We start from the raw sequence: 25,027 nt of genomic DNA, 5'->3' as shown, positions 1-25,027 counted from the left end.
GAATGATGAAATTCATTCGGAAAATATTGCCAGTAATTTATTTAAAGGTAAATGGCATCTCATTAATAAAGAAAACAATAAATATTATTATTGCTTTCATATTTCAAAAAATTCTGGAGCATCTGTTTAAACTCTTTCTAAAAATTTTAAACAGGTCTAAAAAATAAAATAAACCTATCTTTGCAGCATTGAAAATAATGTTAAAGAGGAAGAGAAAATCATCTCTTCAATGATTTAAAACAAGATTGGTTTTTGGAAAAAAATAAAACAGCCTCAGAATTTCTATACGTTGGCAACAAAATCCTGGAATGGTATAGAAATAATGCAAGAGACTTGCCTTTCAGACAGACAAAAGATCCGTATAAAATCTGGATCTGTGAAATCGTATTTCAGCAGACAAGGATCAATCAGGGATTGAATCATTATAATAATTTCATTAAAAGATTTCCCGATGTAAAAACGTTGGCGCAAGCTGAGGAAAATGAAGTTTTATTGTATTGGAAAGGATTGGGCTATTATTCAAGAGCCATTAATATTCATAAAGCTGCCCAACAGATCATGGATGATTACCAGGGTGTCTTTCCTCATCAATATGAAGAAATTCTAAAATTAAAAGGAGTAGGGAAATATACCGCTGCAGCCGTGTCAAGTATCTGTTTCGGTGGAAAAATGCCTGCTGTTGACGGGAATTTCTATCGTGTTCTGAGCCGCCTTTTTGCTGATGATTTTGATATTTCGAATTCCAGAGCTTTTACCTATTTCTCTGAGCTGGCTGCTTTGGTGATGCCGGAAAAAGTTGGGGACTTTAATCAGGCGATGATGGATATAGGTTCAGAGATCTGTAAACCCAAAAATCCACTTTGTGGAGAATGTCCCATCAATGAAGACTGTCTGGCATTTTCTATGCAAAAGACTTCAGATTATCCTGTAAAAACAAAAAAAATAAAAGCCGAAGATCTTGCTTTGACTTATTATTTTGTCCACAGAAACGGCCAATTTCTGATCCGTCAGAGAACAGACGATTTCATATGGAAAAAGTTATTTGAGTTTCCTGCAGGTATTTCATCGGATATGGAACCATTTATTACAGGTTCAAAAACGGTTGCTCATAAACTTACTCATAAGAATTTAAGTATTGAAATATTGAATGTTGAGGTCACTTCACAAAAGATATGGAATGATTTTATAGCTGAAAATCAATACCTGATTACAGATGTTGAAGGCTCTCACGGAAAATCATTTCCCAAGCCTTTGGAAAATTACATTCAAAACTCTCTGAAAGACTGAAATTTGTCTTCCGAAATCTGAAATCTAATTTGTACTTTTGCAAAATGATTAAAAAAGTCATTTTTATTTTTGTATCACTGCTTTTAATTTCATGTGGAAAAGACCCTTCACCCAAACCTTATGGAGAACTGCGTCTTGAATATCCAACACCGAAATACCAAAAGTTTGAAAACGATTGTGCCTATACCTTTGAGTACTCGGACTTTGCTACTATTGCTCCTGCTAAAAAACCTTGCTGGTTCTATGTGAACTATCCTAAAATGAAGGCAAAGCTTTTCGTTACCTATTACCCGATACAAAATGACTTTGCAGACCATATCAAAGAAGCTGAAAAAATGGTATATGAGCATACCATCAAAGCCAGTTCTATAGATACGAAATCCTTTGAATACCCTGAAAAAAAAGTATACGGGAACTTCTATGAGCTGAAAGGGCAGAGTGCTTCCAACCTTCAGTTTTACATTACAGACAGTACGAAACACTTCGTTACTGCTTACTTATACTTTAATACGAGACCGAAACCGGATTCTCTTGCACCTGCAGTGAACTATATCAAAAACGATATGAAACACATGCTGGACTCTTTTGAATGGAAAAAATAATTACTTTTAATATACATTGAAAAATATATGAAACTTTTAGTTGTAGGAAGTGTTGCATTTGATGCAATTGAAACACCATTTGGTAAAACGGATAAAATTTTAGGAGGTGCAGCCACTTATATCGGAATCACTTCATCAATTTTAGGCGTTAAATCCGGAATTGTTTCTGTAGTAGGAGGAGACTTTCCACAAGAACATCTTGATATGTTCACAGACAGAGATATAAATATCGAAGGAATTGAAATCGTAAAAGAAGGAAAAACATTCTTCTGGTCTGGAAAATACCACAATGATCTGAACACAAGAGATACTTTGGCTACAGAAGTAAATGTGCTGGAGAATTTTGATCCGAAAATCCCGGATTCAATGCAGGATGCCGAAATTTTGTTACTTGGAAACCTACACCCTGGAGTTCAGTTATCAGTACTTGAAAAAATGAACAACCGTCCGAAATTGGTTATCCTTGATACCATGAACTTCTGGATGGATTCTGCATGGGATATCTTAATGGATATGATTGCGAAAACAGACGTAATTACTATTAATGATGAAGAAGCAAGACAGCTTTCTGGAGAATATTCTTTAGTAAAAGCAGCTAAAAAGATTCATACAATGGGACCTGAGTATGTGATCATCAAAAAAGGAGAGCACGGAGCTTTACTTTTCCATGACAATAAAGTATTTGCTATCCCGGCACTTCCGTTAGAAGATGTTTTCGATCCAACAGGAGCTGGAGATACTTTCGCAGGAGGTTTTGCAGCTTATCTTGCTAAAAAAGAGAAAATAGATTTCGAAACAATGAAATCGGCTCTTATCGTAGGATCTGCTATGGCTTCATTCACTGTAGAGAAGTTCGGAACAGAAAGAATAGAGGAAGTAAGCGAGGCAGATATGTTCAGCAGATTGAGACAATTCAAAGAATTAACGACTTTTGATGTTGAACTGCAGTAAATAAGTCTTTTTAAGAAATATTTATAATAAAAAATTGAGTGAAATTCGTTAAGAATTCTAAATTTGCAACTTGTTAAAATAGTAAAATGACAAATAAACTAAAAATCACTTTTCTTCTTGGGATTTTCATCATGATATTCTCTTCAAATATGATGAATGCCCAGCTAAAACAAGGAGATTTGGTGGATGGTATTGCAGCTGTTATCGGAGATGAGATTGTTTTGGAATCTGATGTTCTTGAGCAAATGAATTATGGGAAACAGCAGGGAGCTGCCAACACAGACAAATGTGAGTTCCTGGAAAACCTTATCAGCAACAAGCTTCTTGTATATGAAGCAAAAAAAGATACCTTAATTGAAAACCGTTCTGCAGCAATCAAAGAACAGGCTAATGCAAAATACCGTCAGTTGCTTTCTCAATTTCCGGATGAAAAAACTTTGCTTACCGCTTATAAGTTCAGAAATGCTTATGAAATGAAAAATGCTATCGAAAAGATAGATACTGACCAGTATTACGGACAGGCAAAATACCAGAGAGTTACTGAGAAGGCTGACGTAACTCCAAATGAGGTAACTGACTTTTATAATATGTATAAAACACAGCTGCCACAGATAAAAGATGAAGTTACTTTAGCTCAGATTATGATCTATCCTACATTAACGGAAGCACACAAACAAGACCTTATCAACAGATTGAAAAAAATCAAGCAGGATATTCTTGGAGGAGAAACTTTTGAGAGCCAGGCCAGAATTTATTCTGAAGATGAAGGATCAGCTGCTAACGGCGGGTTATATAAAAATATCAATAAAGGGCAGATGGTGAAGCCATTCGAGGCTGCTGCACTGAACCTTCAGGAAAATGATATCTCAGATCCTATTGAATCAGAATTCGGATTCCACATTATCCAGTTGCTGAAAAGATCAGGTAAAGTGTATGATGCAAGACATATCTTGCTAAAAGGAGTACCTACTGATGATGAACTTAAAACTGCAAAAGCAAAACTAGACAGTATCAGAGGTCTTATCGTGAGTGGTAAAATGACATTTAAAGATGCTGCTTTTAAATTCTCAGATGATAAAAGAACAAAATTCAACGCAGGAATAATTCCTGGAGCAGATGGTTCTGATAAAATTGAGAGAGAAAGTATTCCGGGAACAATCAGCTACGAATTAGCAGGATTGAACAAAGGAGATATCACTACAGCTTTTGAAGATGAAGAAAACAAGAGAAAGGAAATCAAAATCATCAAAGTGGAAGATGTGATTCCTTCTCACCAGATTACACTGGAAACAGATTTCAGCAGAATCAAGCAAATGGCGCTGAATAAAAAGAAAAGTGAAATGGTTGAAAAGTTTGTCAACTCTAAGTTACCGACAACTTTTATCTCTATTGACGGACGTTACGACAGTTGTAGCTTTAAGTCAAACTGGAAGAAACAATCCATGACAAAATAAAATCAAAACCTTCAGAACTTCTGAAGGTTTTTTTATTGATATATTGATAAAAATAAGAGTATGGATTATGCTTTTTATCTTAGAAAATTTCAATTGGCAACATCCGGAATTCCTGAAGAAATACTCTGTAATAATGGGTTGAAATTGTCTGTTGATATAGTTTTGGAATCTGTTGCACTTAAAGTCTACAATCCGGAATGGAGTGGAGACCCTCAGTCACCTTTGGATGCCGAGGGGCGGATTTTCTTTTCTGTTTGGTTAAATGATGAAACGATTCGTGAAAAAAAGATCTATTATAACACCCATGCCCTAAAACTAAGAACATTGAAAGCCTACAAAATATCCAGCAGAGATTTTGCTCAGAATTTCAGGAAAGAGTTTTTAGAATACCAGAAAGAATGGCCTAATGTGAGTGTAAATTATGGCCCTCTGACATTAATGCAAGGTTGGGTAGAGCTACAAGAAGATAGTATAGAGAAAGATATAGGTGAGCTTGCTCAGCTTTTTTTGAAAATAACTCCAGTTATTGACCGCATTTTGGAACTTTATAAAAGATGATATTATGAGTTTTCTGTATATTTTTAGCGAACAGGAGACCCTTGGAATCGTTGTTTTTAGTATTTTTACGCATGAGCAATTTTATAGATTTTAACGCTGCAAAAAAACTTCATGATATGGAGGCTTCCCAAAATAGAATTTCACACCTTTTTAATATTAAATATCCCATTATCCAGGCAGGTATGATCTGGCATTCCGGATGGAGACTCGCTTCTGCGGTTTCCAATTGTGGAGGATTGGGCTTAATTGGAGCAGGAAGTATGTATCCTGACATCCTGAGAGAAAATATCCAGAAATGCAAACAGGCTACAGATAAACCTTTCGGGGTAAATGTACCAATGTTATATCCTAATATTGAAGAGATCATTCAGATCATTCTTGAAGAAGGAGTCAAAATTGTATTCACATCAGCAGGTAACCCGAAGACTTATACAGAAACCCTGCAGAAAGAAGGAATAAAAGTAGCTCACGTAGTTTCCTCCACCAAATTTGCTGTAAAGTGTGAAGATGCAGGAGTAGATGCTGTCGTTGCAGAAGGTTTCGAAGCAGGAGGTCACAATGGAAGAGATGAAACAACAACGTTCTGCCTTATTCCAAACGTTAAAAAACATATTTCTAAGCCGTTAATTGCTGCAGGAGGAATTGCTTTAGGGTCACAGATCAAAGCGGCAATGATTCTGGGGGCAGATGGTGTACAGATCGGATCCCGTTTTGCCGCTACTACAGAAGCCAGTGCTCATGAAAACTGGAAAAAGAAAATCACAGAACTGCAGGAAGGAGATACCCATCTGACTTTGAAGGAACTGGCACCTGTAAGAATGGTGAAAAATAAATTCTTTAATGAATTGGAAGATATCTATGTAACCGGGAGAGATAAAGAAGCTTTAATTGCCTCTTTAGGAAGAGCCAGAGCAAAACGCGGAATGTTTGAAGGAGATATGGAAGATGGAGAGTTGGAAATAGGCCAGGTTTCTGCCCTGATTGATGAAGTTCTCCCGGTGGAAACTGTTTTCAGTCACTTATTAAAAGAATTTGAAGAAACGAAAATGCCTGTATTTTAAAATATAATTGATTTAATGGAAGGAAGAATAATTGATGTAAAGGGTAAAAAATTATATATAGAACACTATAATCCGTTTGAAGGCAGACCTACCATTATTTTTCTGCATGATTCACTCGGTTCAGTACAGCTTTGGAGAGACTTTCCAACTAAATTATCTGAAGCTGCACAGTGCAATACTCTTGCTTACGACCGTTTAGGGTATGGAAAATCACATCCGATGCCTACTCATGAAAGACCGGTAAATTATATGGAGCTGGAAGCAGATCTCTTGAATGATTTATTGGTTGAAATGAATATTGATATCGCTATTCTTTTCGGGCACAGTGATGGAGGAACCATTGCTTTGATCACCGCTGCAAAATATCCGGAAAGAGTAAATGCCGTTGTTTGTGAAGCAGGACATATATTTGTGGAAGATGTAACGTTGAAAGGAGTTTATGATGCCTGGGAAGCCTACAAAACAAACAATCTTGCAGAACGTTTGCAGAAATACCACGGTGATAAAGTCGAAATGCTTTTCAGAGCATGGACGGAAACATGGACACGGGACGATTACAGAACTTGGAATATTGAACATCTCTTGAAGCATATCATTTGCCCATTGTTATTTATCCAGGGAGAAGCTGATGAATATGGGACATTGGATCAGGTAGAGAAAACTGTTACCCAGGTAAGCGGAATTGCTGAGAAATATATTATCCCAGCTACAGGGCATACACCACACAAAGAAGTTCCTGAACTAGTATTGGAAAGAGCAACAGAATTTATAAGTAAGTATTCTTAATCTGGAATTACGATAAACAATATGAATTAAGACACCTTTTTAACGGGTGTCTTTTTATATTAAATGAATTCCGGTTACAGTAACTCCAGCTCAGCGGCAATGTTTTCCTTTGCCTGCACCTCATATTTTTCCTTAAAATACTCTGTTTTAAAGATACTTTCAAGTTCCAGAAAATGTCTGAGTACTTTTTTTCGTCCCGGCTTATAAAGAAAATCAGGGTAAATGGAATATTCTTTTCTGATATTTTGAGTATATTCCAAATAAGTTTTAAAATCTTTTCCCAACACAGAAAGATCAGCATCTAAAAGATAATTGGTATCCTCATGATCAGACTTCTGATGCGATTTTGTGGCAAGAATCTGCTGCGAAATGATAGTGATTTTGTTGTTATTTATATGAAGCTCACCAAGTCTTTTCTCAGCTCTAGCAGCACTTTTTTCCTCATTAGACTTGGAAGTGGCATCATAAATAATATCATGGTAGAATACTGAGAAAGCAATAGCTTTAAAATCTGAAATATTAACTTTCACCGCTTCAAGTTCATGAAACATATTTTCCAGATGAAAAAGATTGTGGTAATATCTGCCTTTTTCAGAATATCTGGTCTCAAGTTCGTTCCACATGTTGTTGATCAGCTGTTTGTTTTCGGTGAAAGGAGAACAAAGCGTTTCAAAATAATTTTTCAGATCCATAGAAATAAGATATAAAAAAAGGAACTTTTAAAAAGTTCCTTGATTTGATTCCAGAACAGCCTTCAGCTCGGCCCAGCCTCCGCCGTTATAACCGTCCTTTAATCCTTGATTGTTAAGATAATCCAATGCCTTTCCGCTTCTGTTTCCGCTTCTGCAGAATAAGATGACAGGTTTTTCAATAGATAGAATCTCATCCTGTCTATCTTCTACTTCACCTAAAGGAATATTCTTAGCACCATCTATATTGCCGTCCATTTCAAGCTCCATTGGCTCACGAACGTCAATTAATTCATAGTTTCCGGATTGTATTACTTCTATTAAAGACATAGTTGTTGGTTTAAACATTAAATTAGAAACGAAATTACGTAATTTTTTTTTGAAAAAAATCCTAATTAAAACATAATTTTTCAGAAAAGAAGCAGGATAGAAACAGGAGTTCAGATGAACCTCCACAGAAATCAGAAGATTGATAAAATAATCTTAATTTTGCAGTGTGAAATTATGAATGCAGGCGCTGAAAAATATTCCCAACTGATAAAGTCCAAGGCAAAAAGTTTTGGATTCCAGAGTTGTGGCATTTCTAAAGCTGATTTTTTGGAAGAAGATGCTCCCCATCTTGAAAAATGGCTGAAGAACAATTATAACGGCGAAATGAAGTACATGGAAAATCATTTCGACAAAAGACTTGATCCCCGGCTTTTGGTAGAGGGTTCCAAATCTGTTATTTCACTTTCATACAATTACTTTCCCGAGGAAAAAATTTCAATATTAGAAAATTACAAGATCTCAAAATATGCTTATGCAGAAGATTATCATGAAGTAATCAAAGAAATCCTTCGTGAGATGGTTGCAGAGCTGCAGGAGGAAATAGGAGAGTTCGGATTTCGGGTTTTTGTAGATTCTGCACCCATTATGGAAAGAAGCTGGGCCCGAAAATCTGGAATCGGCTGGGTAGGAAAAAATGCAAACCTCATTACCAAACAGAACGGATCTTTTTACTTTCTGGCTGAAATTATCTGCGATTTGGAACTGATTGCCGATCATGCCACTACAGACCATTGCGGAAGCTGCAGAAAATGTATTGATGCCTGTCCCACGGATGCTATTGTTTCGGAGAAAATTATTGACGGAAGCCGTTGTATTTCTTATGCAACCATAGAACTCAAAAATGAAATTCCGGATTATTTTAAAGATAAAATGGAAGACTGGATGTTTGGCTGTGACATCTGCCAGGATGTTTGCCCATGGAACCGTTTTTCAGCTCCCAACAAACAAAGCCGTTTCAAACCCAATGAAGCCCTGAAAAACTTTAAAAAAGGAGAATGGAAAGAAATTACCCAGGAAATTTTCTCTGAAATCTTCAGGAAATCCCCCGTAAAAAGAACCAAATTTGCAGGTTTGAAGCGAAATATTGAGTTTTTACAGAAGTCTTCTGATTGATTTTTCCCTGAACTTTCGGTGACGATCCCTCCTTCGGAATTTTTTATAGTTCCAAACCAGAGCTGATAATCGACCATTCCTTAAATTTTTGGCTTTAAGGAGGTAAAGATTTGTATCAATAAGTTAATTGAAAACCGTTTCCTATAAAGAAAAAATGACTTTCAGGAGATCAGAATCTCACCGAAAATCAACGTTTTTTTTGTATTCTTTTAGGAGCAGTTTTTACTCTTACTTTAAACCTTTTTTGGGATTTGATAGTTTTACGCATATTTGTGAATATTTCGTAACTAAATATAGCTAATTTTTCGATTAAAACAAATACTTTTACTAAAAATTAAAGATTAAATTTTATTAAAACATGACTGTGAAAACTATATTAATGTATCTCCTGAAAGTGGTAGGAATTATTTTAGGAATTGTGGTGATTTATGTAATCCTGGGGTTACTGATTCCCTATATTCCGGTTTCGGCTAAAAATGATGGACAGAAGAAAGAAATTCCGATTTATATTTATACCAACGGAGTACATACTGATATAGTAATGCCTGTAAAAAATGATCTGCAGGACTGGAGCATGAAAATTCCTTTCGCCAATACAAAATCAAAAAAAACAGATTATCAGTATATCGGAATAGGCTGGGGAGACAAAGGATTCTATCTTGATACGCCTACATGGGCAGATCTGAAGTTTTCAACCGCTGTAAAAGCAGCATTCTGGCTTAGTGATTCCGCTATGCACTGTACTTATTATAATACAATGAAAGAAGGAGACGACTGTAAAATGATTATGATCAGCAGAAACCAGTATGAGAATCTGGTAAAATTTGTAGAAGATAAATTTGACAGAGATCAGAACGGTCATTTCATGTTAATTCCTACAAATGCAGTGTATAGTGATAATGATGCCTTTTATGATGCCAAAGGGACTTACAGCTTTCTTTACACCTGCAATACATGGTCAAATAATGCTTTAAAGGCTGCAGGACAGAAAGCAGCACTTTGGACTCCATCAGATTTCGGAATTTTTCAGCACTATAAATAATTCATGAAGGGAATTTATCTGTTTTTCATCGCGTTTTGGTTGTGTTCATGTTCTCAGGAGAAAAAAAGCAGTACCATACATACTGCTGAAATACCTGCTACTATTGAAAAGAAGCCTGCAGCAGACTTATCCGGGATAAAAATGAAAGCCGAAGAAGCGTTGAAGTTCTGTAATTCAAAGAACCTTAATAATGATTTCTGTATTCTTATTGATATGAGTCTCCATTCCGGAGTGAACCGGTTTTTTGTCTGGGATTTTAAAAATAATAAGATCTCCAAAAAATACCTGGTAGGCCATGGTTGTGGTTCCAATTCATGGAGTAAAGACGATTCTAAAGCAAATCCGGGATTCAGTAATGAAGATGGAAGCCACCTTTCCTCTTTAGGAAAATATAAGCTTGAAGGAAGAGGGTACAGCGACTGGGGAATTAATATCAAATACCTGATGCACGGACTTGAGGAAACAAACAGCAATGCTTTAAAAAGATTTATTGTCTTTCATTCCTGGGACATGATGAGTGATGATGAAGTCTTTCCCAAAGGATCTCCCGAAGGATGGGGTTGTCCTACTGTTTCCAACAATGCTATGAAGGAAATTGATCCGATGATTCAGTACTCGAAGAAACCCGTTCTGATGTGGATATATAATTAAATCTTTGTTATACATTTGCTTCATAACAATCATGTAAATTGATTCCGTCTTATGAAACATACGCTTTTCCGCGAACAACAGCTCAATTGTGATATAGAAACCGCCTGGAAATTCTTTTCTTCAGCCAATAACCTTTCAGAAATTACCCCGAAAGATATGGGCTTTATTGTATTGACGGAAATGGATGATGATGAAATCTATGAAGGAATGCTCATCGACTATTATGTTTCTCCATTGTTTGGTATTAAAATGAAATGGCAGACAGAAATAACCCACGTCGATTTTCAAAAAAGCTTTATTGATTTCCAGAAAAAAGGCCCATACAAACTATGGAACCACCATCATGAATTTATTCCCAATGAAGAAGGCGTACTGATGAGAGATACCATAGATTATGAACTTCCTATGGGATTTCTAGGCGAAATTGCTCACCGTCTTTTCGTTAAAAAGAAACTGGAACATATTTTTGATTACCGTTTCAGAGTGCTCAGGAAATTGTTCTAGCTATTAATTTTAATTATTCAATAGGAATGGGCTTTAGCCCGTTAAAAATAAAAGCAAAATCAATTGGCTTTAGCCAAAACCTTTAATGATTTTATCTAAATTCCTATGGAATAACAGAGGCTATGAATAAATATAACGTTCTGTTTGTCATTCCGCAAGAATCTAAATTCCAATTATTGGAATTATTCATCCATTGTTTAAGTTTTTTTAACAGTTCAATGATCGGATTTCCCAGTAGAAATCACTATTTTTGCACCATATCGTTTTTACTAAAAAACTAATGTGTTCTGGTTGACATGGCAGGTCTGAGGTCATTTATCTTATTTTATATCATGCTGGTTTTTACCCTTTTCAATTCGAATTGGGCAGAAAAATCATTGCAGAATATTCCTCATGTTCCCCATGTAACCAATATTTATCTTCTGGATGTGTACGAAGAGGCCGATATGAACACGCATGCATTGCCTGCAGCTGCCAAAATTGTAAAACATTCCGTCAAAAAAAGTGATCCCACAATTGCGGATTTTTCAGGAATTTTAAAAGTTATTCCGAAAATCATCCTTCCGGAGATTGCTGTATCTACTATTTGTGGAGTTAAATCCTTTCTCCATCTCCTCCAGTTGTACTAGGTTTAAGTTATTGAATATCAAATTACTATAACGAAAATTTTATAACTTAAACATTTAAAAATGTATTTTAAAACTGTGATAATTTGCTTTATGGCAACATTATTCGCTGTGTCATGCAGTAAAGACAAGGAGAAAAATAATAAAAAAGACAAAGAAGTTCCCGTACTGGAAATCAAAGAAAAAGATACACTGGTAAGCAACCAGTTTGTCACCGATATCCAGGCTAAAAAAAATGTTGAAATGCGGTCCAGAATCGGAGGTATTATACAGCATATTTATGTAAACGAGGGACAGTTTGTACATCAGGGGCAGGCTTTATTTAAAATCAATGATGCCGAGCTGCAGATGGAACTTCTGAAAGCTAATGCGACATTAAAGCAGACTGAAGCTGATGTTCGTATAGCAGAAGTAGAACTGAAGCAGATTCAGAGTCTTCATGCTAAAAAATTTGTAGCCAACAATGAGTTGGAAATGGTGAAAGCAAAACTGTCCTCTGCCAAAGCAAAACATGCTTTTGCCGATGCAGAAAAGAGAACGGTTCTTCAGAAAATAAGCTTTACAAGGATAACGGCACCTTTTGATGGGGTAATTGACGTGATTCCTCATAAAGACGGAAGTCTGGTAGAAAATGGGACGTTATTGACTACGCTGTCTCAATTGAATGAAGTATATGCGTATTTTTCCATTCCTGAAAATCTGTATTTTGAGCTTTTGGCCAACGATAAGATCGGAAGTCATCAAAAGATAGAGCTGACGCTGCCCAATGGAGTCAATTATCAGTTCAACGGCGCTTTAAAAACCGCTGAAGGGGAAATCGACAGAGCCACGGGTTCCATTCGTTATAAAGTACTTTTCCCGAATCCGGACCGTCTGATTAAACACGGAACTTCCGGGAAACTTATTATTTCTGAACAACAGAATAATGCTATTCTTATTCCACAAAAATCTACCTTCTCCATCCAGGATAAGACGTATGTTTTTGTTATGGATAAACAGAATAAAGTGAAAATGACCAGTATTAAGATCGGAACTACCTTAAGAGATTCTTATATGGTAGAAAACGGTCTTAAAAAAGGAGATTTAATCATTTATGAAGGGACTCAGTCTTTGAAAGATGGTGATATCATCAAAATCAAAAAGAAGTATTAACCTTTCATAATCTTTAAATCTATTGACTATGGTAGAAATGTTTATAAGACGAAAGGTGCTTTCGTTGGTTATTTCCATATTATTTGTACTGCTGGGAATTATGGCTTTATTAAAGATGCCTATTACCCAGTTTCCGGATATCGTACCGCCTTCAGTAACCGTTACGGCAAAATATACAGGAGCCAATGCCGAAGTATCTGCCAATGCGGTTGCTCTTCCTCTGGAAAGGGCAATCAATGGAGTGCCGGGAATGACATATATGTCTACGGTTACTTCCAATGACGGTCTTACCCTTATTCAGGTGTTCTTTGAAGTGGGAATAGATCCTGATGTAGCAGCGGTAAACGTTCAGAACAGGGTGACAACCATTCTTGACGAACTTCCTGAAGAGGTAATCAGAGCCGGAGTTACCACTGAAAAAGAGGTGAACAGTATGCTGATGTACCTCAATATAACAAGTACAGATCCTAGCCAGGATGAGCAGTTCATCTATAATTTTACGGATATTAATGTCCTTCAGGAATTGAAACGTATTGATGGAGTGGGCCGTGCCGAGATTATGGGGCAGAAAGAATATTCGATGAGAGTATGGCTGGATCCACAGAAAATGGCGGCTTACAATATTTCTGCGGATGAAGTGATCACTTCATTACAAAAACAGAATATTTCTGCAGCGCCCGGAAAAGTAGGAGAAACGTCAGGAAAGACTTCCAGCCAGCTTCAATATGTGATCAAATATAAAGGGAAGTTTTTTGAGCCTAAACAATATGAAGAAGTTCCCATCAGATCTGATGTTGACGGAACAATTTTAAAGCTTAAAGATATTGCTAAAGTTGAATTCGGAGCGATGAACTACGGAATGGTTTCCAAAACAGACGGAAGACCATCCGCATCCATCATGATGAAACAACGTCCCGGTTCCAATGCTTCCGAGGTTATTGAAAGTGTAAAGGCAAAAATGGAAGAATTAAAAGTCACATCTTTCCCACCCGGAATGGAGTACAATATGGCGTATGATGTTTCCCGATTCCTGGATGCTTCCATCAGTGCGGTATTGACAACTCTTATCGAAGCCTTTATTCTGGTAGGAATTGTGGTGTTTATCTTCCTTCAGGACTGGCGTTCCACTTTGATTCCTGTGTTGGCTGTTCCGGTAGCATTGGTAGGAACTTTTGCCTTCATGAATATGCTTGATTTCTCTGTTAACCTTTTAACATTGTTTGCATTGGTTCTTGCCATCGGAATTGTGGTTGATAATGCCATTGTCGTCGTTGAAGCCGTCCATGTGAAAATGGAAGAAGGAATGAATGCAATGGATGCAACCATCAGTGCAACCAAAGAAATTGCAGGAGCGGTAGTGGCTATTACCATCGTAATGTCAGCAGTATTTATTCCTGTAGCATTTCTTGATGGTCCGGTAGGAGTATTCTATCGTCAGTTCTCACTGACATTGGCAATCAGTATTGTGATTTCCGGAGTGAATGCATTGACTCTTACGCCAGCGCTTTGTGCGATTATTTTAAAACCTCACAATCACGATAAGAGGAAAACAATCATTGACAGAGCTTTCCAGAGTTTCAATACAGGTTTTGAAAGGCTGACCAATGGATATGTAAGTATTCTATCAAAATTTGCGACGAGAACTACGGTTACTTTTGGACTGTTATTTTTATTCGTTGGATTGACTTTTGTGACCAGCAAATTCCTGCCAACCGGATTTATTCCAATGGAAGATCAGGGAATGGTGTATGTAAGTGTCACTACTCCGCAGGGAGCAACGGTAGAAAGAACTGAAAAAGTGCTGGATGAAGTGACTGTTATTGCCAAGAAAATTAAAGGAGTAGAAAACGTGACCACTCTTGCAGGGTACAGTATTGTAACGGAAATCGCAGGTTCATCCTACGGAATGGCGATGATCAATCTTAAAGACTGGAAAGAAAGAAATATTTCAGTGAACGATCTGATCACGGAGCTTTCTGATAAAACTAAAAGCATTGCAGATGCCCAGATTGAGATCTTTGCCCCACCCACAGTTCCGGGATTCGGTAATACCAGTGGTTTTGAACTGCGTTTGCTGGACAGAACCGGAGGAACCATTGAGAACACAGATAAAATCACCAAGGACTTTGTTAAAAAACTAAATGAAGCTCCGGAGCTGCAGAACAGTTTTACCAGTTTTGATGCCACTTTCCCGCAATATATGATCAATGTGGATTATGATATGGCAGCGAAGAAAGGAGTTTCAGTAGACAATGCGATGTCCACATTACAGACCATGCTGGGATCCTATTATGCCACGAATTTTATCCGTTTCAGTCAGATGTATAAAGTGATGGTACAGGCAAGTCCGGAGCATCGGGATACCCCTGAAAGTATTCTGAATTTATATTTAAAGAATGATAAAGGTGAAATGATTCCCTTCTCTACCTTCATCACCATTGAAAAAGTGTACGGACCTGAAGTACTGACGAGATACAATATGTATATGTCTGCGATGATCAATGGAGAACCTGCGGACGGATACAGCTCCGGGGATGCCATTGCTGCTGTAGAACGTGTTGCCAAAGAGACACTGCCAAGAGGATTTGATGTTGAGTGGTCCGGAATGACAAGAGAAGAAATCTTATCAGGAAACCAGACTGTTTATATTTTCGCGATCTGCCTTTTATTCGTCTATCTTTTACTGGCTGCACAATACGAAAGCTTTCTTCTTCCTATGCCGGTATTATTAAGCCTTCCAACGGGAATCTTTGGTTCCTATGTCGCATTGGTACTTATGGGATTGGATAATAATATTTATGCACAGGTAGCATTGGTCATGCTGATTGGACTTTTGGCTAAAAATGCTATCCTGATCGTAGAATTTGCGGTGGCAAGAAATAAACAGGGATACGATATCATTCCTGCAGCAATTGAAGGAGCCAGACAGCGTCTGAGACCTATTCTGATGACCTCTTTTGCATTCGTAGCAGGGCTTATTCCATTATGTATTGCATCAGGAGCAGGAGCAATAGGTAACCGTTCCATTGGTACAGCAGCAGCAGGAGGAATGCTGATAGGAACCATCTTCGGATTGGTAGTGATTCCGGGACTGTATATATTCTTTGCAAAACTTGAAAATAAGAAGAAAGATGAAAAGATTAAATCATAGAAATATAATATACGGAATTGCTTCACTAAGCCTGGTTTCATGTGCTGTTCCAAAAGTAACCGAATTGAAAAAAGCTCAGGAATTGCCAGAGGAAATTATCAAAGCTGATAACAATAAATCTAAATCTCCGGATGAATTCCAGCAGATCAACTTAAAGGCTTATTTTACAGATCCGCAGCTGCTTGAACTTTTTGATAAAGTGGTTCAGACCAATCCGGATTTCCAGATTGCGCAGCAAAGAGTGGAGATTGCCAACAGTTTCCTTCAAAGATCAAAAATGGATTTACTGCCTTCCCTTGAAGTAGGAGTAGAGGCTTCCGGCAACCGGTATGGAAAATATACCATGGAAGGAGTCGGGAACTATGATACCAATCTTTCTCCCAATATTACGGAAGATCAGAAGATCAATAGAAATTTTACGCCTAATTACGGGCTTGGAGCAAGGAGCAGCTGGGAAATTGATGCGTGGGGCAAACTGAAAAACAAAAAGATTGCTGCCCAGAAGAAATATCTGGCTTCCACAGAAGGGCTGAGACTGCTGCAGGTAGAACTTTTTACAGATATTGCCAATTTATATTATCAGCTGGTGGCTTTAGACAATCGTCTTGCTATTTACCAGAAGAATTACAACCTCCAGCAGAGAGCATTTGAAATTGTTCTGGCACAGCGTGAAGTGGGAAAAGCTACAGAATTAGCTGTACAGCAGTTCAAAGCGCAGAATAACAACTGGCTGGCAGAGATTGAACACATAAGGGTAGAAATTGTTACTGTAGAACAGGCTATTACTACACTCACGGGAAGTTATGGCGGAGATGTAAAACGTGGAAAAATATTGATGCCTACCAATATGGAAGTCTTAAATAAAACAATTAATGTAGAAGGAGTTATCCATTCCCGACCGGATGTAGCCGCAAACTATTATGTTTTAGAGGCTTCTCAGGCTGATGCAAAAGCTGCAAGGGCTGCATTTTATCCTAAAATTGATCTTGGAGCCGACTTCGGACTGAATTCTTTCTCTATAGAGACATTTTTTAAACCAAGTTCACTGGCAGGGCAATTGTTGGGTGGATTGATGGTGCCTGTTTTTAATAAGGGACAACTGAAATATGAATTCAAGGTAGCGAATAAGGAGCAGGAAATTGCTTTTTTAAACTATCAGAAAAGTATTACGACTGCTTTTAATGAGCTTCAGTCGATCCTGAAACAGACTAAGATCTATGAACGTGTTCTGAAACTGAAATCAGAGGAAGTAGGTTTTCTTGATCGTGGGGTGGAGGTTTCCAACGATCTCTATCTGACAGGATATGCCAATTATTTTGAACTGATCAACTCTCAGAAGAGCAAACTGACTGCTGAACTGGATTTATTACAGTTCCAGCACCAGAATACCATAAATAACGTCCTGCTGTTTAAAGCGCTGGGTGGGAAACTGGATTAATTTTTACTTTTTTTTATGATGAAATAAGCTGTCCAAAAAGACAGCTTATTTTATATTTTTAAACTTTAACTATGTTCTGCGGGTTCCCGTAATGGTAATTAAAATAATTCAAGGATATTGCGTTAGAATCTAACTTTTTATAAGTTGAGTTAACTTTTTTTATATGTCCAAAAAAAGAGACTGTCTCATTGAGACAGTCCCTTTCTATATTTCTTAAAACAAACCTGCTTTACAGGCAGAATCATTTTATGTGTAAGTATTATTTAACAATCTGGATTTCAACAGCTGAAAATCCTTTAGGAGACTTCTCTTTTTCGAAAGATACTTTGTTTCCTTTTTTTACCGGCTCCACACAGTTGTTGTTGTGGAAGAAGATATTTTCTTTGTTATTATCTTCGGTGATGAAGCCATACCCTTTTTCACTAAGGAAAGTAACAATTCCAGTTTTTCTTGGATCTTCCTCAATAATAGGAGCTGCTCCCAATTGAATATCATCAAGGTTTACTTCCTGTCTTTGTTCAGGTGGAGTAGATGTTAATCTTCCGAATTCATCTACATACATGTAGACGTCCTCCGCTCCTTTGTTGTTGTTCGTCTTACGATCTTCGCGTCTTAGCGCCTTTTCTTTTTGCTTTTGAATTTTTTTCTTGAAATTTTCCTTTTTAGAAAAAGAATCTGCCATAAATTATTTTTAGTATTTAGTTTCTATAAATTAATTGGTTCAATCTGGTCCGTTTTAGACCTTATAAAGCCTGGCTATGTTTTCTGTTTTGGATAATCCCAATCATACAGAGCTTTAAAATTCCGACAAGTATTGTTCTTAGTAGAAGAATAAAAGTTTAAAATATGGCTGCTCAAAAAGCAAAGACTGAATAAAAAATATTCGGGTCGTTACAGAAAACAAAGTATAGACTTGGTTATTTAATGTACAAATATACAACAATAAAATGAATTATCAGGTTTTAAATGATTGATTATCAGAAATGGTTTTACGGCAGACCTGCCGGGATACCTTTATAGTCTGAATGTAAGACGATAATGAGAGCCAGAACAAGGGCATAAAAAAATCCTCAGAAGACTGAGGATTATAAAAAAATATATTATAAAAATGAAGTGGTGTATAATACGGCTGGAAAAGCATCAAATGTTATGCCTAAAATTGATGCGTAATAGTGAATTATATAACTTTGTTTAATATGAAAGGGATGTTTTGGGTCATATCTGGCTGGTAAATAGCATTCTATTAAAAAATGTTGTTTATAAAAAAAATAAATGTTTCTGTCTTAGTTTACATTGAGAATCATAATATCAGCTGATAATCACTTTGCAGTTTTCTAAAATTCCCGAAAACTTCACCATGTTGAGACCATTTTTATTATTCATCTTTGTCTCATTAACATTTAAAAATAAAATCGATGTCAACACAAAATGTAAAAGGAAAAGTTGTTTTAATTGCCGGAGGAGGTAAAAACCTTGGAGGACTTTTAAGTAGAGATTTTGCTGCGAAAGGAGCAAAACTGGCAATACATTATAACAGTGAAAGTTCAAAAGCAGATAGCGAAAAAACACTTGCTGAGGTACAGGCATTAGGAGCAGAAGCATTTTTGTTCCAGGGAGATCTTACCAAAGTAGACAATATTACAAAATTCTTTGATGAAACAATTTCCCGTTTCGGAGGGATTGATATTGCAATCAATACCGTAGGAATGGTACTGAAAAAACCATTTTCAGAGACTACAGAAGCGGAATATGATACCATGTTCAATGTCAATTCAAAATCAGCTTACTTCTTTTTGCAGGAAGCAGGTAAAAAACTGAACGATCACGGGAAGATCTGTACCATTGTTACTTCACTGCTGGCTGCTTACACAGGACTGTATTCTACTTATGCCGGAGCAAAGGCTCCTGTAGAGCATTTTACAAGAGCTGCTTCTAAAGAATTCGGAGCAAGAGGAATTTCTGTAACGGCTGTAGCCCCTGGACCAATGGATACTCCTTTCTTCTATGGACAGGAAACAGATGATGCCGTTGCTTATCATAAATCAGCATCAGCATTGGGAGGACTTACAAATATAAAAGATATCGCTCCGCTGGTAGAATTTCTGGTAACAGAAGGCTGGTGGATTACCGGGCAGACCATTTTTGCTAACGGAGGATATACCACAAGATAATCTATCAGATAATCATAAAAAAGAAACTCACTGAAAACAGCTTTCAGTGAGTTTTTATTTTAGAAGAAAATCAGAAAATTAAGTGGTTTTTACCTTTCCTTTTTCCAATATACTTTTGATGATAAAGAATAAACCGAGAAGAATAAAAGGAATACTTAGCAGCTGTCCCATATTCAGAATCATTCCGTGCTCAAATTCTACCTGGTCTACCTTGATGAACTCAATCAGAATTCTCATAATGAAGATCAGCAGAATACTGATTCCGAAATAAAACCCTTTTCCGATTTTAAATATGTTTTTCTTATAAATAAAATACACAGAAAGGAAAATAATAAAATAAGAGATCGCTTCATAAAGTTGGGCAGGGTGTCTCGGAAGGTTATCTACCTGATGGAAAATAAAAGCCCATGGAACGTCCGTAGGAACTCCTATGATCTCAGAATTCATAAGATTGGCAAGCCTTATAAAAGTACCACCCAACGGAAGTACAATCGCTATAGCATCTAAAACCGTCATGAACGGGATAGAAAATTTTCTCGCATAGATAAGAAGCATGATCACCAATCCGATACCACCACCATGGCTGGCAAGTCCTGCAAATCCTGTAAAGTGATAGGTTCCGTCCACTCCCTTCTGAATTGGCAGCAATATTTCAAGCGGATGCTGGGAATAATAATCAAAATCATAAAAAAGACAGTGTCCCAGTCTGGCACCCACCAAAATTCCTATAAGTGCGTAAGAGAATAAAGCTTCATGAGCCTGCGAACTAAGGCCTTCTTTTTTATAAATACGTTTTAAAATATTTAAACATAAAACCAGTCCTGCAAGAAATAGCAGCCCGTAATATTTTAAAGGAAATCCTAAGATATTGACGATTTCGGGATTCACATCCCAGTTGATATATAATAAATTCATTCCTGCAAAGATAAGAAAATAGGAATTTCTGAACCGAATGGAAGTATTTTACTGTTTTTCAATTTGATTTTCAGAATGCTAAGGGTTCGTTTTGTACATCAGATAGAATTCTGTTTCTGAGCATACGAGATCTTTATCTTGGGTAAGAATGAACATAATTTAAAATGATTCTTGATGAAACATTTGGTAACTTTAGGGGACCGCCAAAATAAAAAGCTATGCATCATCAGTTGGAGAAACATTATGTAAACAGGGTAGGCTGGCTTCGTGCAGCTGTATTGGGAGCGAATGACGGTTTGTTGTCCACCACAAGTATTGTCATTGGGGTTGCAGCCGCAGAACCAGACCGGCATATTATTATTCTTGCGGCACTGGCAGGTATGATTGCCGGAGCGATGTCTATGGCAGCGGGGGAATATGTTTCCGTGAGTTCGCAGGAAGATACCGAGAAAGCAGATTTACTTCGTGAAAAACGTGAGCTTGAAGAAATGCCTGAAATAGAACTTAGAGAGCTTGCCAAAGTGTATGAGAAACGAGGATGTACCAAAGAGACAGCAATGCAGGTAGCAGTTGAACTTACGGAACACGATGCATTGGGAGCACATGTCCGTGATGAATTAGGTATTAATGAAATAACGCAGGCGAAACCATTGCAGGCAGCGATGGCTTCATTCAGTTCATTTGCTGTGGGAGCTTTATTGCCGTTTAGCGTTTCTCTTTTAGCACCACTTAAACAAATGGTGTATTTCCAATATGGATTTTCAATTATATTTTTAATGCTTTTGGGAGCAATCTCTGCCAAAGCGGGAGGTTCCAGTATTAAAGTAGCCGTATTGAGGATCTGTTTCTGGGGAACTGTTGCAATGGGAATTACAGCATTTGTAGGGCACATTTTTGGAGTTAATGTAGCGTAAAGTCTGTAAAAATTATTTACATTTTATATGCCTTAAAAAGTGTATTTTACATCACAAATTCAGATAAATGAAGAATATTTTTATTTTGTTTTTTGTGGTTGTTATGAATGCAACTGTTTGCGCTCAAAAAAATAGCTACACCTATTTTATGAAGACCTGGAATTTCATAAAATATTATCATCCTGATGTTGCCAGTGGAAAAAAAGATGCCGACAGCCTGTTTTTGGAGACTATTGGGAGAGTGAATGAAAAATCAGATGAAAATGCAGTTATTACCTTTTTATCAGCAAATCTGAATCATAAATTTTCCGGTGCTCCGGTTATTGATACTCCGAAAGATGTACTCTCTGTCAATCAAGACTTCAGATGGTATCAGAACAATAAAAAAGTCAGTTTAGAAAACAAAATAGTACTGAATGATATCTACAGCCATAGATTCATTGCTGATGCTGATCAGAAAGAAAAAATACTTGCTTCTGAGACAAACGAATTTAAAAAAGATGAGAATCTGCCGCTTGCCTACCGCTTGCTGACATTGGCCAAATTGCAGGGTGCGATTGATTATCTTTATCCACATAAATATCTGATGGATAAAAATGCTGAAGCCTATTTTTCAGATTTAACAGACCAAACTATTCACTGTACTTCAAGAAAAGAGTTTGAGATTATTCTGGCAAAAGTAGTTTCCTCAATGGAAGATACCCATTCTTTCAGGTTTTATGATCAGCTTAATTATAAAAATGAAATTTTCCACAGATCATATTTTCCTCCCTTTGATTATGTGATATTGAAAGATCATATATTGGTTACTAAGCTTCTTTTACCTGAAATCTGTTCCAAAGCTAATATTCATATTGGAGATAGAATAACGGAGGTTGGTGGTAAAAGTATCCGTCAGATTATTAAAGAAAAGAAAGAATTACTTTCCACCTCTAACCCTGAAACGTTGTTGTATCTGATGTCAGATTACCAGAGAAATCTGATCTGGCCTGATGATCAGCCTCGTAAAGACTTAAAAGTAATGTCAAAGGATAATAAAGCCTATCACGCAGATACAGAGTTTATTAATTTCACAGACAAACAACAACGAGCAATAGTAACAGAGTACATCCAAAATAAAACCCGCCTTAAGCAGCAGTACAAAATTGATCATAAAGATATTGCCTATTTTAAAATCAATGATGCTTTTGCTTTTACAAACAATATAGCTGATGATAAGCTGGATGATCATATGGATTCTATTTTCCAAGAAGCATCATCAAAAAAGGCTATTGTCTTTGATATGAGAGGATATCCGGATTGGGGTGGATTTGTATTCTATTATGTCTACAAATACTTCTCGCCCGTAGAGAACCATTTTGGAAAATACTATAAACCCAACGTGAAAAATATCGGGACCTATATTCCAATCAGTTATAAAGATTTTGGGACTTATTATTCTGATATTAAAAATAAAACCATCCATCCATACACGGGAAAGGTATTTATGATTGTCAATCCGGAGTCCTTAAGTATGAGCGAGTGGAATACAATGAATCTTCAGAATATTTTTCCTCAGTCCAAAACCATCGGCCAAAGAACAGCAGGTGCAGATGGTGACATCAGAACATTGAAACTGCCTGCCGGATATAACTTGGAATTTACCGGAAATGGTATTTTTTATTATGACAATTCCCAGACTCAAAAAGTAGGTGTGAGAATCAATGAATTCATTGAGTATTCTGATGATGATATTATTCAGAAACGGGATCTGGAGCTTGAAGCAGTTTTAAAAGGATTGAATTAGTTAAAAAAAAGATGAGTTAGATAAAAGAATAAGACCACCTGCAAAAGGCAGGTGGTCTTTTGTATTAATAAACTATTCTCATATTTTATTTCATGAGAGGTAATTATTACTTATTTAGAAATCTCTTTTCAACCAGGTGATAAAAAATAGTGGTTATAGGGATAATAAAAATAAAAATAAATGCAAAGATCACCCATTGCCGGGTATCATCTGTGAGTTCAAAGTTTTTTAATAAATAAAGATTTATTAATGCAAGGAACGGACCGTGTATAAGATATAAACTGTATGATATTTTTCCTAAAAATTCTAATGGTTTGCTTTCAAGAATAATGATTGATTTTCCTGTTGCTTTTTTGTATGTGACTAATGAATACAATAAAAAAGAGAATGTTACCCCTGTAATTAATATCATTAAAAAACTGTTAATATCTAACAATGCGAATAGTGATAAGCTTCCTATGAAAAGAATTACAGCTAAAGGAATTAAAAATTTATTGATTGTTGTCTTTTTAAATGATAAATAACAACAGATAACTCCCATGAAAAATAGAATTATAAATTCAGGTTTTGCCATTGGAATCAGCTTTTTTAATAATAATGCCAATAAAGCGAATATAATAAATGAGACATATTTATTAGTTTTTTTCCAAAGTATAAGCATGAGAGGAAAAAGCCAATAAATCTGCCATTCTGTAGCTATGGACCAATGTGCTCCATTGATCTTATAAACCCATGAAGAATTTAAATTATGAAATAATCCAATATGACTGATAACAGACCAAAAAGTAACAGGTATTTTACTATCCCAGGCTGTATTTTGTGCTGTTTGTAATAAGGGGAAACATAAAATCATTAATCCTGATAACAATAAAGCAATATAATAGGGCGGAATTAATCTTTTGGCTCTTCTGCTAATATATCTTTTAAACCCTCCCTTTATTTCCATATTATTGTTAACCACTGGAATCGCAAGGCAAAAACCGGAAAGAACTATAAATATAGATACTGCCAAATGACCAATTGACGTAGCTTTTTGTATAAAATAGAGAACAAGGTCATTAGACCATTTAATATCATGAGCTGCAGAATAGCCATTAAATAATAAAGAATGATACAAAACTACCCATAACGCAGAAATTCCTCTTATTCCATCAAGAAACTCAAATCTTATCTTCATAAAAAAATTTTCCGCAAAAGTAAAGAAAATTAAAATCTGAATGTGTTAAAAAATAATATTACTAATACTTTATTAATGAATGTGTTTAGGCTTAGATTATTATATTTCTAATATTTGAAAAATAAGAGTTATAACAACAAGAGTAAAAGTGAAATTATTTATTGTATGAACTTTAATTGGCTTTATTTTTCTGGTTTGTTCTACAAATTATTTTAATAAGATATTTAGTAAAGACTTCAATTTTATAGCAACTTAACAATTTTTATTGACGCTACAGTAACATGAAAACGAGAGCGTTTTTTTATTTATCAGAGAAACTGTAAGGTATAATTATCATCAACAGTTTTATTGAGTATGAAGCTCTTGAGGACAATAAATAATAATTTCATATAAAATCATATTGATCTAATTTTATCACAAAGTAATGTTCAATTGTTTTTTGAGCTTTTTTGCACATTGATAGAAGATCATTTCTTGATGTGTTGTCGAAGCTAAAATCATCATCTGTTTTTACGATATATTCGGTTACTATTTCAATATCCATTAAATCAAGTTCTGTTACATCGGTTTTCAGTCTGTGTTCTTCCTTAAAAAAAGGAATTTTACGGAAAATATAATCGTTAAATCGAAAGAAATGTATTGTTTTCATTGCAAAAATATTTAATAAGA

24 protein-coding genes are annotated in these 25,027 nt (G+C 36.1%); 18 read left to right on the top strand and 6 right to left on the bottom strand.

From position 1 onward, the window contains the following. The first annotated feature begins 252 nt into the window (after positions 1-252). From mutY to ACPF63_RS15155, 7 genes are all read left to right on the top strand, one after another. Positions 253-1,287 (top strand): A/G-specific adenine glycosylase, encoded by a 1,035-nt coding sequence (gene mutY / locus ACPF63_RS15185; protein ID WP_426480480.1) that lies wholly within the window; start codon positions 253-255, stop codon positions 1,285-1,287. 44 nt (positions 1,288-1,331) lie between these two features. Continuing rightward, entirely contained in the window at positions 1,332-1,889 is a 558-nt protein-coding gene (gene gldD, locus ACPF63_RS15180) for a gliding motility lipoprotein GldD (protein WP_047381079.1), read from the top strand. Between the two features lie 27 nt (positions 1,890-1,916). Next, complete coding sequence (locus ACPF63_RS15175; protein WP_077415577.1) at positions 1,917-2,840, top strand: PfkB family carbohydrate kinase; 924 nt, start codon at positions 1,917-1,919, stop codon at positions 2,838-2,840. 86 nt (positions 2,841-2,926) lie between these two features. Further along, a complete protein-coding gene (locus ACPF63_RS15170) occupies positions 2,927-4,294 on the top strand; it encodes a peptidylprolyl isomerase (RefSeq protein ID WP_077415575.1) in 1,368 nt (455 codons plus the stop codon). Between the two features lie 60 nt (positions 4,295-4,354). Continuing rightward, positions 4,355-4,852, top strand: coding sequence for a hypothetical protein (locus tag ACPF63_RS15165; protein ID WP_426480479.1), 498 nt, complete (start codon positions 4,355-4,357; stop codon positions 4,850-4,852). Positions 4,853-4,923: 71 nt separating this feature from the next. After that, complete coding sequence (locus tag ACPF63_RS15160) at positions 4,924-5,913, top strand: NAD(P)H-dependent flavin oxidoreductase (RefSeq protein WP_426480478.1); 990 nt, start codon at positions 4,924-4,926, stop codon at positions 5,911-5,913. Between the two features lie 15 nt (positions 5,914-5,928). Then, on the top strand, positions 5,929-6,699 hold the full coding sequence (locus ACPF63_RS15155; RefSeq protein ID WP_426480477.1) for an alpha/beta fold hydrolase: 771 nt from the start codon (positions 5,929-5,931) through the stop codon (positions 6,697-6,699). 74 nt (positions 6,700-6,773) lie between these two features. Here ACPF63_RS15155 and ACPF63_RS15150 read toward each other — a convergent pair whose 3' ends face one another. Together ACPF63_RS15150 and ACPF63_RS15145 are read right to left on the bottom strand one after the other, a co-directional pair. Beyond that, complete coding sequence (locus ACPF63_RS15150; RefSeq protein ID WP_426480476.1) at positions 6,774-7,391, bottom strand: HD domain-containing protein; 618 nt, start codon at positions 7,389-7,391, stop codon at positions 6,774-6,776. A 27-nt stretch (positions 7,392-7,418) separates the two neighbouring features. Next, complete coding sequence (locus ACPF63_RS15145; protein WP_077415567.1) at positions 7,419-7,718, bottom strand: rhodanese-like domain-containing protein; 300 nt, start codon at positions 7,716-7,718, stop codon at positions 7,419-7,421. A 174-nt stretch (positions 7,719-7,892) separates the two neighbouring features. On the opposite strand from ACPF63_RS15145, the gene queG reads away from it, so the two are divergent. From queG to ACPF63_RS15105, 8 genes are all read left to right on the top strand, one after another. Beyond that, complete coding sequence (queG, locus tag ACPF63_RS15140) at positions 7,893-8,831, top strand: tRNA epoxyqueuosine(34) reductase QueG (protein ID WP_180565808.1); 939 nt, start codon at positions 7,893-7,895, stop codon at positions 8,829-8,831. A gap of 358 nt (positions 8,832-9,189) precedes the next feature. Continuing rightward, positions 9,190-9,873, top strand: a complete 684-nt coding sequence (locus ACPF63_RS15135; RefSeq protein ID WP_426480475.1) for a TIGR02117 family protein — start codon at positions 9,190-9,192, stop codon at positions 9,871-9,873. A 3-nt stretch (positions 9,874-9,876) separates the two neighbouring features. Continuing rightward, positions 9,877-10,524, top strand: a complete 648-nt coding sequence (locus ACPF63_RS15130) for a murein L,D-transpeptidase catalytic domain-containing protein (RefSeq protein ID WP_426480474.1) — start codon at positions 9,877-9,879, stop codon at positions 10,522-10,524. Between the two features lie 51 nt (positions 10,525-10,575). After that, a complete protein-coding gene (locus tag ACPF63_RS15125; RefSeq protein ID WP_426480473.1) occupies positions 10,576-11,028 on the top strand; it encodes an SRPBCC family protein in 453 nt (150 codons plus the stop codon). 332 nt (positions 11,029-11,360) lie between these two features. Further along, entirely contained in the window at positions 11,361-11,657 is a 297-nt protein-coding gene (locus ACPF63_RS15120) for a hypothetical protein (protein WP_426480472.1), read from the top strand. A gap of 60 nt (positions 11,658-11,717) precedes the next feature. Then, positions 11,718-12,806 carry an efflux RND transporter periplasmic adaptor subunit gene (locus ACPF63_RS15115; protein ID WP_426480471.1) on the top strand — a complete coding sequence of 363 codons (1,089 nt, stop codon included), beginning with the start codon at positions 11,718-11,720 and terminating at the stop codon, positions 12,804-12,806. A 28-nt stretch (positions 12,807-12,834) separates the two neighbouring features. After that, complete coding sequence (locus ACPF63_RS15110; protein ID WP_426480470.1) at positions 12,835-15,957, top strand: efflux RND transporter permease subunit; 3,123 nt, start codon at positions 12,835-12,837, stop codon at positions 15,955-15,957. Beyond that, on the top strand, positions 15,938-17,395 hold the full coding sequence (locus ACPF63_RS15105; RefSeq protein ID WP_426480469.1) for a TolC family protein: 1,458 nt from the start codon (positions 15,938-15,940) through the stop codon (positions 17,393-17,395). The genes ACPF63_RS15110 and ACPF63_RS15105 overlap by 20 nt, the downstream gene beginning before the upstream one ends. Positions 17,396-17,654: 259 nt before the next feature. Here ACPF63_RS15105 and ACPF63_RS15100 read toward each other — a convergent pair whose 3' ends face one another. Next, entirely contained in the window at positions 17,655-18,077 is a 423-nt protein-coding gene (locus tag ACPF63_RS15100) for a cold shock domain-containing protein (protein WP_077415551.1), read from the bottom strand. Between the two features lie 733 nt (positions 18,078-18,810). Between ACPF63_RS15100 and ACPF63_RS15095 the strand changes: the two genes are divergently transcribed. Continuing rightward, positions 18,811-19,566: an SDR family oxidoreductase gene (locus ACPF63_RS15095; protein WP_077415549.1), complete on the top strand. Its 756-nt coding sequence runs from the start codon at positions 18,811-18,813 to the stop codon at positions 19,564-19,566. A 78-nt stretch (positions 19,567-19,644) separates the two neighbouring features. On the opposite strand, the gene lgt is transcribed toward ACPF63_RS15095, so the two are convergent. Next, positions 19,645-20,481, bottom strand: coding sequence for a prolipoprotein diacylglyceryl transferase (lgt, locus tag ACPF63_RS15090; RefSeq protein ID WP_077415547.1), 837 nt, complete (start codon positions 20,479-20,481; stop codon positions 19,645-19,647). A gap of 218 nt (positions 20,482-20,699) precedes the next feature. Between lgt and ACPF63_RS15085 the strand changes: the two genes are divergently transcribed. Beyond that, a complete protein-coding gene (locus ACPF63_RS15085; protein ID WP_426480468.1) occupies positions 20,700-21,395 on the top strand; it encodes a VIT1/CCC1 transporter family protein in 696 nt (231 codons plus the stop codon). A gap of 148 nt (positions 21,396-21,543) precedes the next feature. Further along, a complete protein-coding gene (locus tag ACPF63_RS15080) occupies positions 21,544-23,181 on the top strand; it encodes a S41 family peptidase (RefSeq protein WP_426480467.1) in 1,638 nt (545 codons plus the stop codon). A gap of 106 nt (positions 23,182-23,287) precedes the next feature. Here ACPF63_RS15080 and ACPF63_RS15075 read toward each other — a convergent pair whose 3' ends face one another. Continuing rightward, a complete protein-coding gene (locus ACPF63_RS15075; protein ID WP_077415541.1) occupies positions 23,288-24,358 on the bottom strand; it encodes an acyltransferase family protein in 1,071 nt (356 codons plus the stop codon). Between the two features lie 385 nt (positions 24,359-24,743). Further along, positions 24,744-25,007, bottom strand: coding sequence for a heme oxygenase (locus ACPF63_RS15070; RefSeq protein WP_077415539.1), 264 nt, complete (start codon positions 25,005-25,007; stop codon positions 24,744-24,746). Positions 25,008-25,027 lie beyond the last annotated feature (20 nt).

It is taken from the genome of Chryseobacterium sp. R2ACT005, assembly GCF_049949215.1.
Lineage (GTDB): Bacteria > Bacteroidota > Bacteroidia > Flavobacteriales > Weeksellaceae > Chryseobacterium.
Note: the sequence above shows the minus strand (reverse complement) of the source record. Positions and strands in the feature narration are given on the sequence as shown.

Excerpts from the sequence above, each read along its gene's own strand:
- gldD (WP_047381079.1), top strand. The coding sequence starts at position 1,332 with ATGATTAAAAAAGTCATTTTTATTTTTGTATCACTGCTTTTAATTTCA.
- ACPF63_RS15175 (WP_077415577.1), top strand. The coding sequence starts at position 1,917 with ATGAAACTTTTAGTTGTAGGAAGTGTTGCATTTGATGCAATTGAAACA.
- ACPF63_RS15170 (WP_077415575.1), top strand. The coding sequence starts at position 2,927 with ATGACAAATAAACTAAAAATCACTTTTCTTCTTGGGATTTTCATCATG.
- ACPF63_RS15165 (WP_426480479.1), top strand. The coding sequence starts at position 4,355 with ATGGATTATGCTTTTTATCTTAGAAAATTTCAATTGGCAACATCCGGA.
- ACPF63_RS15160 (WP_426480478.1), top strand. The coding sequence starts at position 4,924 with ATGAGCAATTTTATAGATTTTAACGCTGCAAAAAAACTTCATGATATG.
- ACPF63_RS15155 (WP_426480477.1), top strand. The coding sequence starts at position 5,929 with ATGGAAGGAAGAATAATTGATGTAAAGGGTAAAAAATTATATATAGAA.
- ACPF63_RS15150 (WP_426480476.1), bottom strand. The coding sequence starts at position 7,391 with ATGGATCTGAAAAATTATTTTGAAACGCTTTGTTCTCCTTTCACCGAA.
- ACPF63_RS15145 (WP_077415567.1), bottom strand. The coding sequence starts at position 7,718 with ATGTCTTTAATAGAAGTAATACAATCCGGAAACTATGAATTAATTGAC.
- queG (WP_180565808.1), top strand. The coding sequence starts at position 7,893 with ATGAATGCAGGCGCTGAAAAATATTCCCAACTGATAAAGTCCAAGGCA.
- ACPF63_RS15135 (WP_426480475.1), top strand. The coding sequence starts at position 9,190 with ATGACTGTGAAAACTATATTAATGTATCTCCTGAAAGTGGTAGGAATT.
- ACPF63_RS15130 (WP_426480474.1), top strand. The coding sequence starts at position 9,877 with ATGAAGGGAATTTATCTGTTTTTCATCGCGTTTTGGTTGTGTTCATGT.
- ACPF63_RS15125 (WP_426480473.1), top strand. The coding sequence starts at position 10,576 with ATGAAACATACGCTTTTCCGCGAACAACAGCTCAATTGTGATATAGAA.
- ACPF63_RS15120 (WP_426480472.1), top strand. The coding sequence starts at position 11,361 with ATGCTGGTTTTTACCCTTTTCAATTCGAATTGGGCAGAAAAATCATTG.
- ACPF63_RS15115 (WP_426480471.1), top strand. The coding sequence starts at position 11,718 with ATGTATTTTAAAACTGTGATAATTTGCTTTATGGCAACATTATTCGCT.
- ACPF63_RS15110 (WP_426480470.1), top strand. The coding sequence starts at position 12,835 with ATGGTAGAAATGTTTATAAGACGAAAGGTGCTTTCGTTGGTTATTTCC.
- ACPF63_RS15105 (WP_426480469.1), top strand. The coding sequence starts at position 15,938 with ATGAAAAGATTAAATCATAGAAATATAATATACGGAATTGCTTCACTA.
- ACPF63_RS15100 (WP_077415551.1), bottom strand. The coding sequence starts at position 18,077 with ATGGCAGATTCTTTTTCTAAAAAGGAAAATTTCAAGAAAAAAATTCAA.
- ACPF63_RS15095 (WP_077415549.1), top strand. The coding sequence starts at position 18,811 with ATGTCAACACAAAATGTAAAAGGAAAAGTTGTTTTAATTGCCGGAGGA.
- lgt (WP_077415547.1), bottom strand. The coding sequence starts at position 20,481 with ATGAATTTATTATATATCAACTGGGATGTGAATCCCGAAATCGTCAAT.
- ACPF63_RS15085 (WP_426480468.1), top strand. The coding sequence starts at position 20,700 with ATGCATCATCAGTTGGAGAAACATTATGTAAACAGGGTAGGCTGGCTT.
- ACPF63_RS15080 (WP_426480467.1), top strand. The coding sequence starts at position 21,544 with ATGAAGACCTGGAATTTCATAAAATATTATCATCCTGATGTTGCCAGT.
- ACPF63_RS15075 (WP_077415541.1), bottom strand. The coding sequence starts at position 24,358 with ATGAAGATAAGATTTGAGTTTCTTGATGGAATAAGAGGAATTTCTGCG.
- ACPF63_RS15070 (WP_077415539.1), bottom strand. The coding sequence starts at position 25,007 with ATGAAAACAATACATTTCTTTCGATTTAACGATTATATTTTCCGTAAA.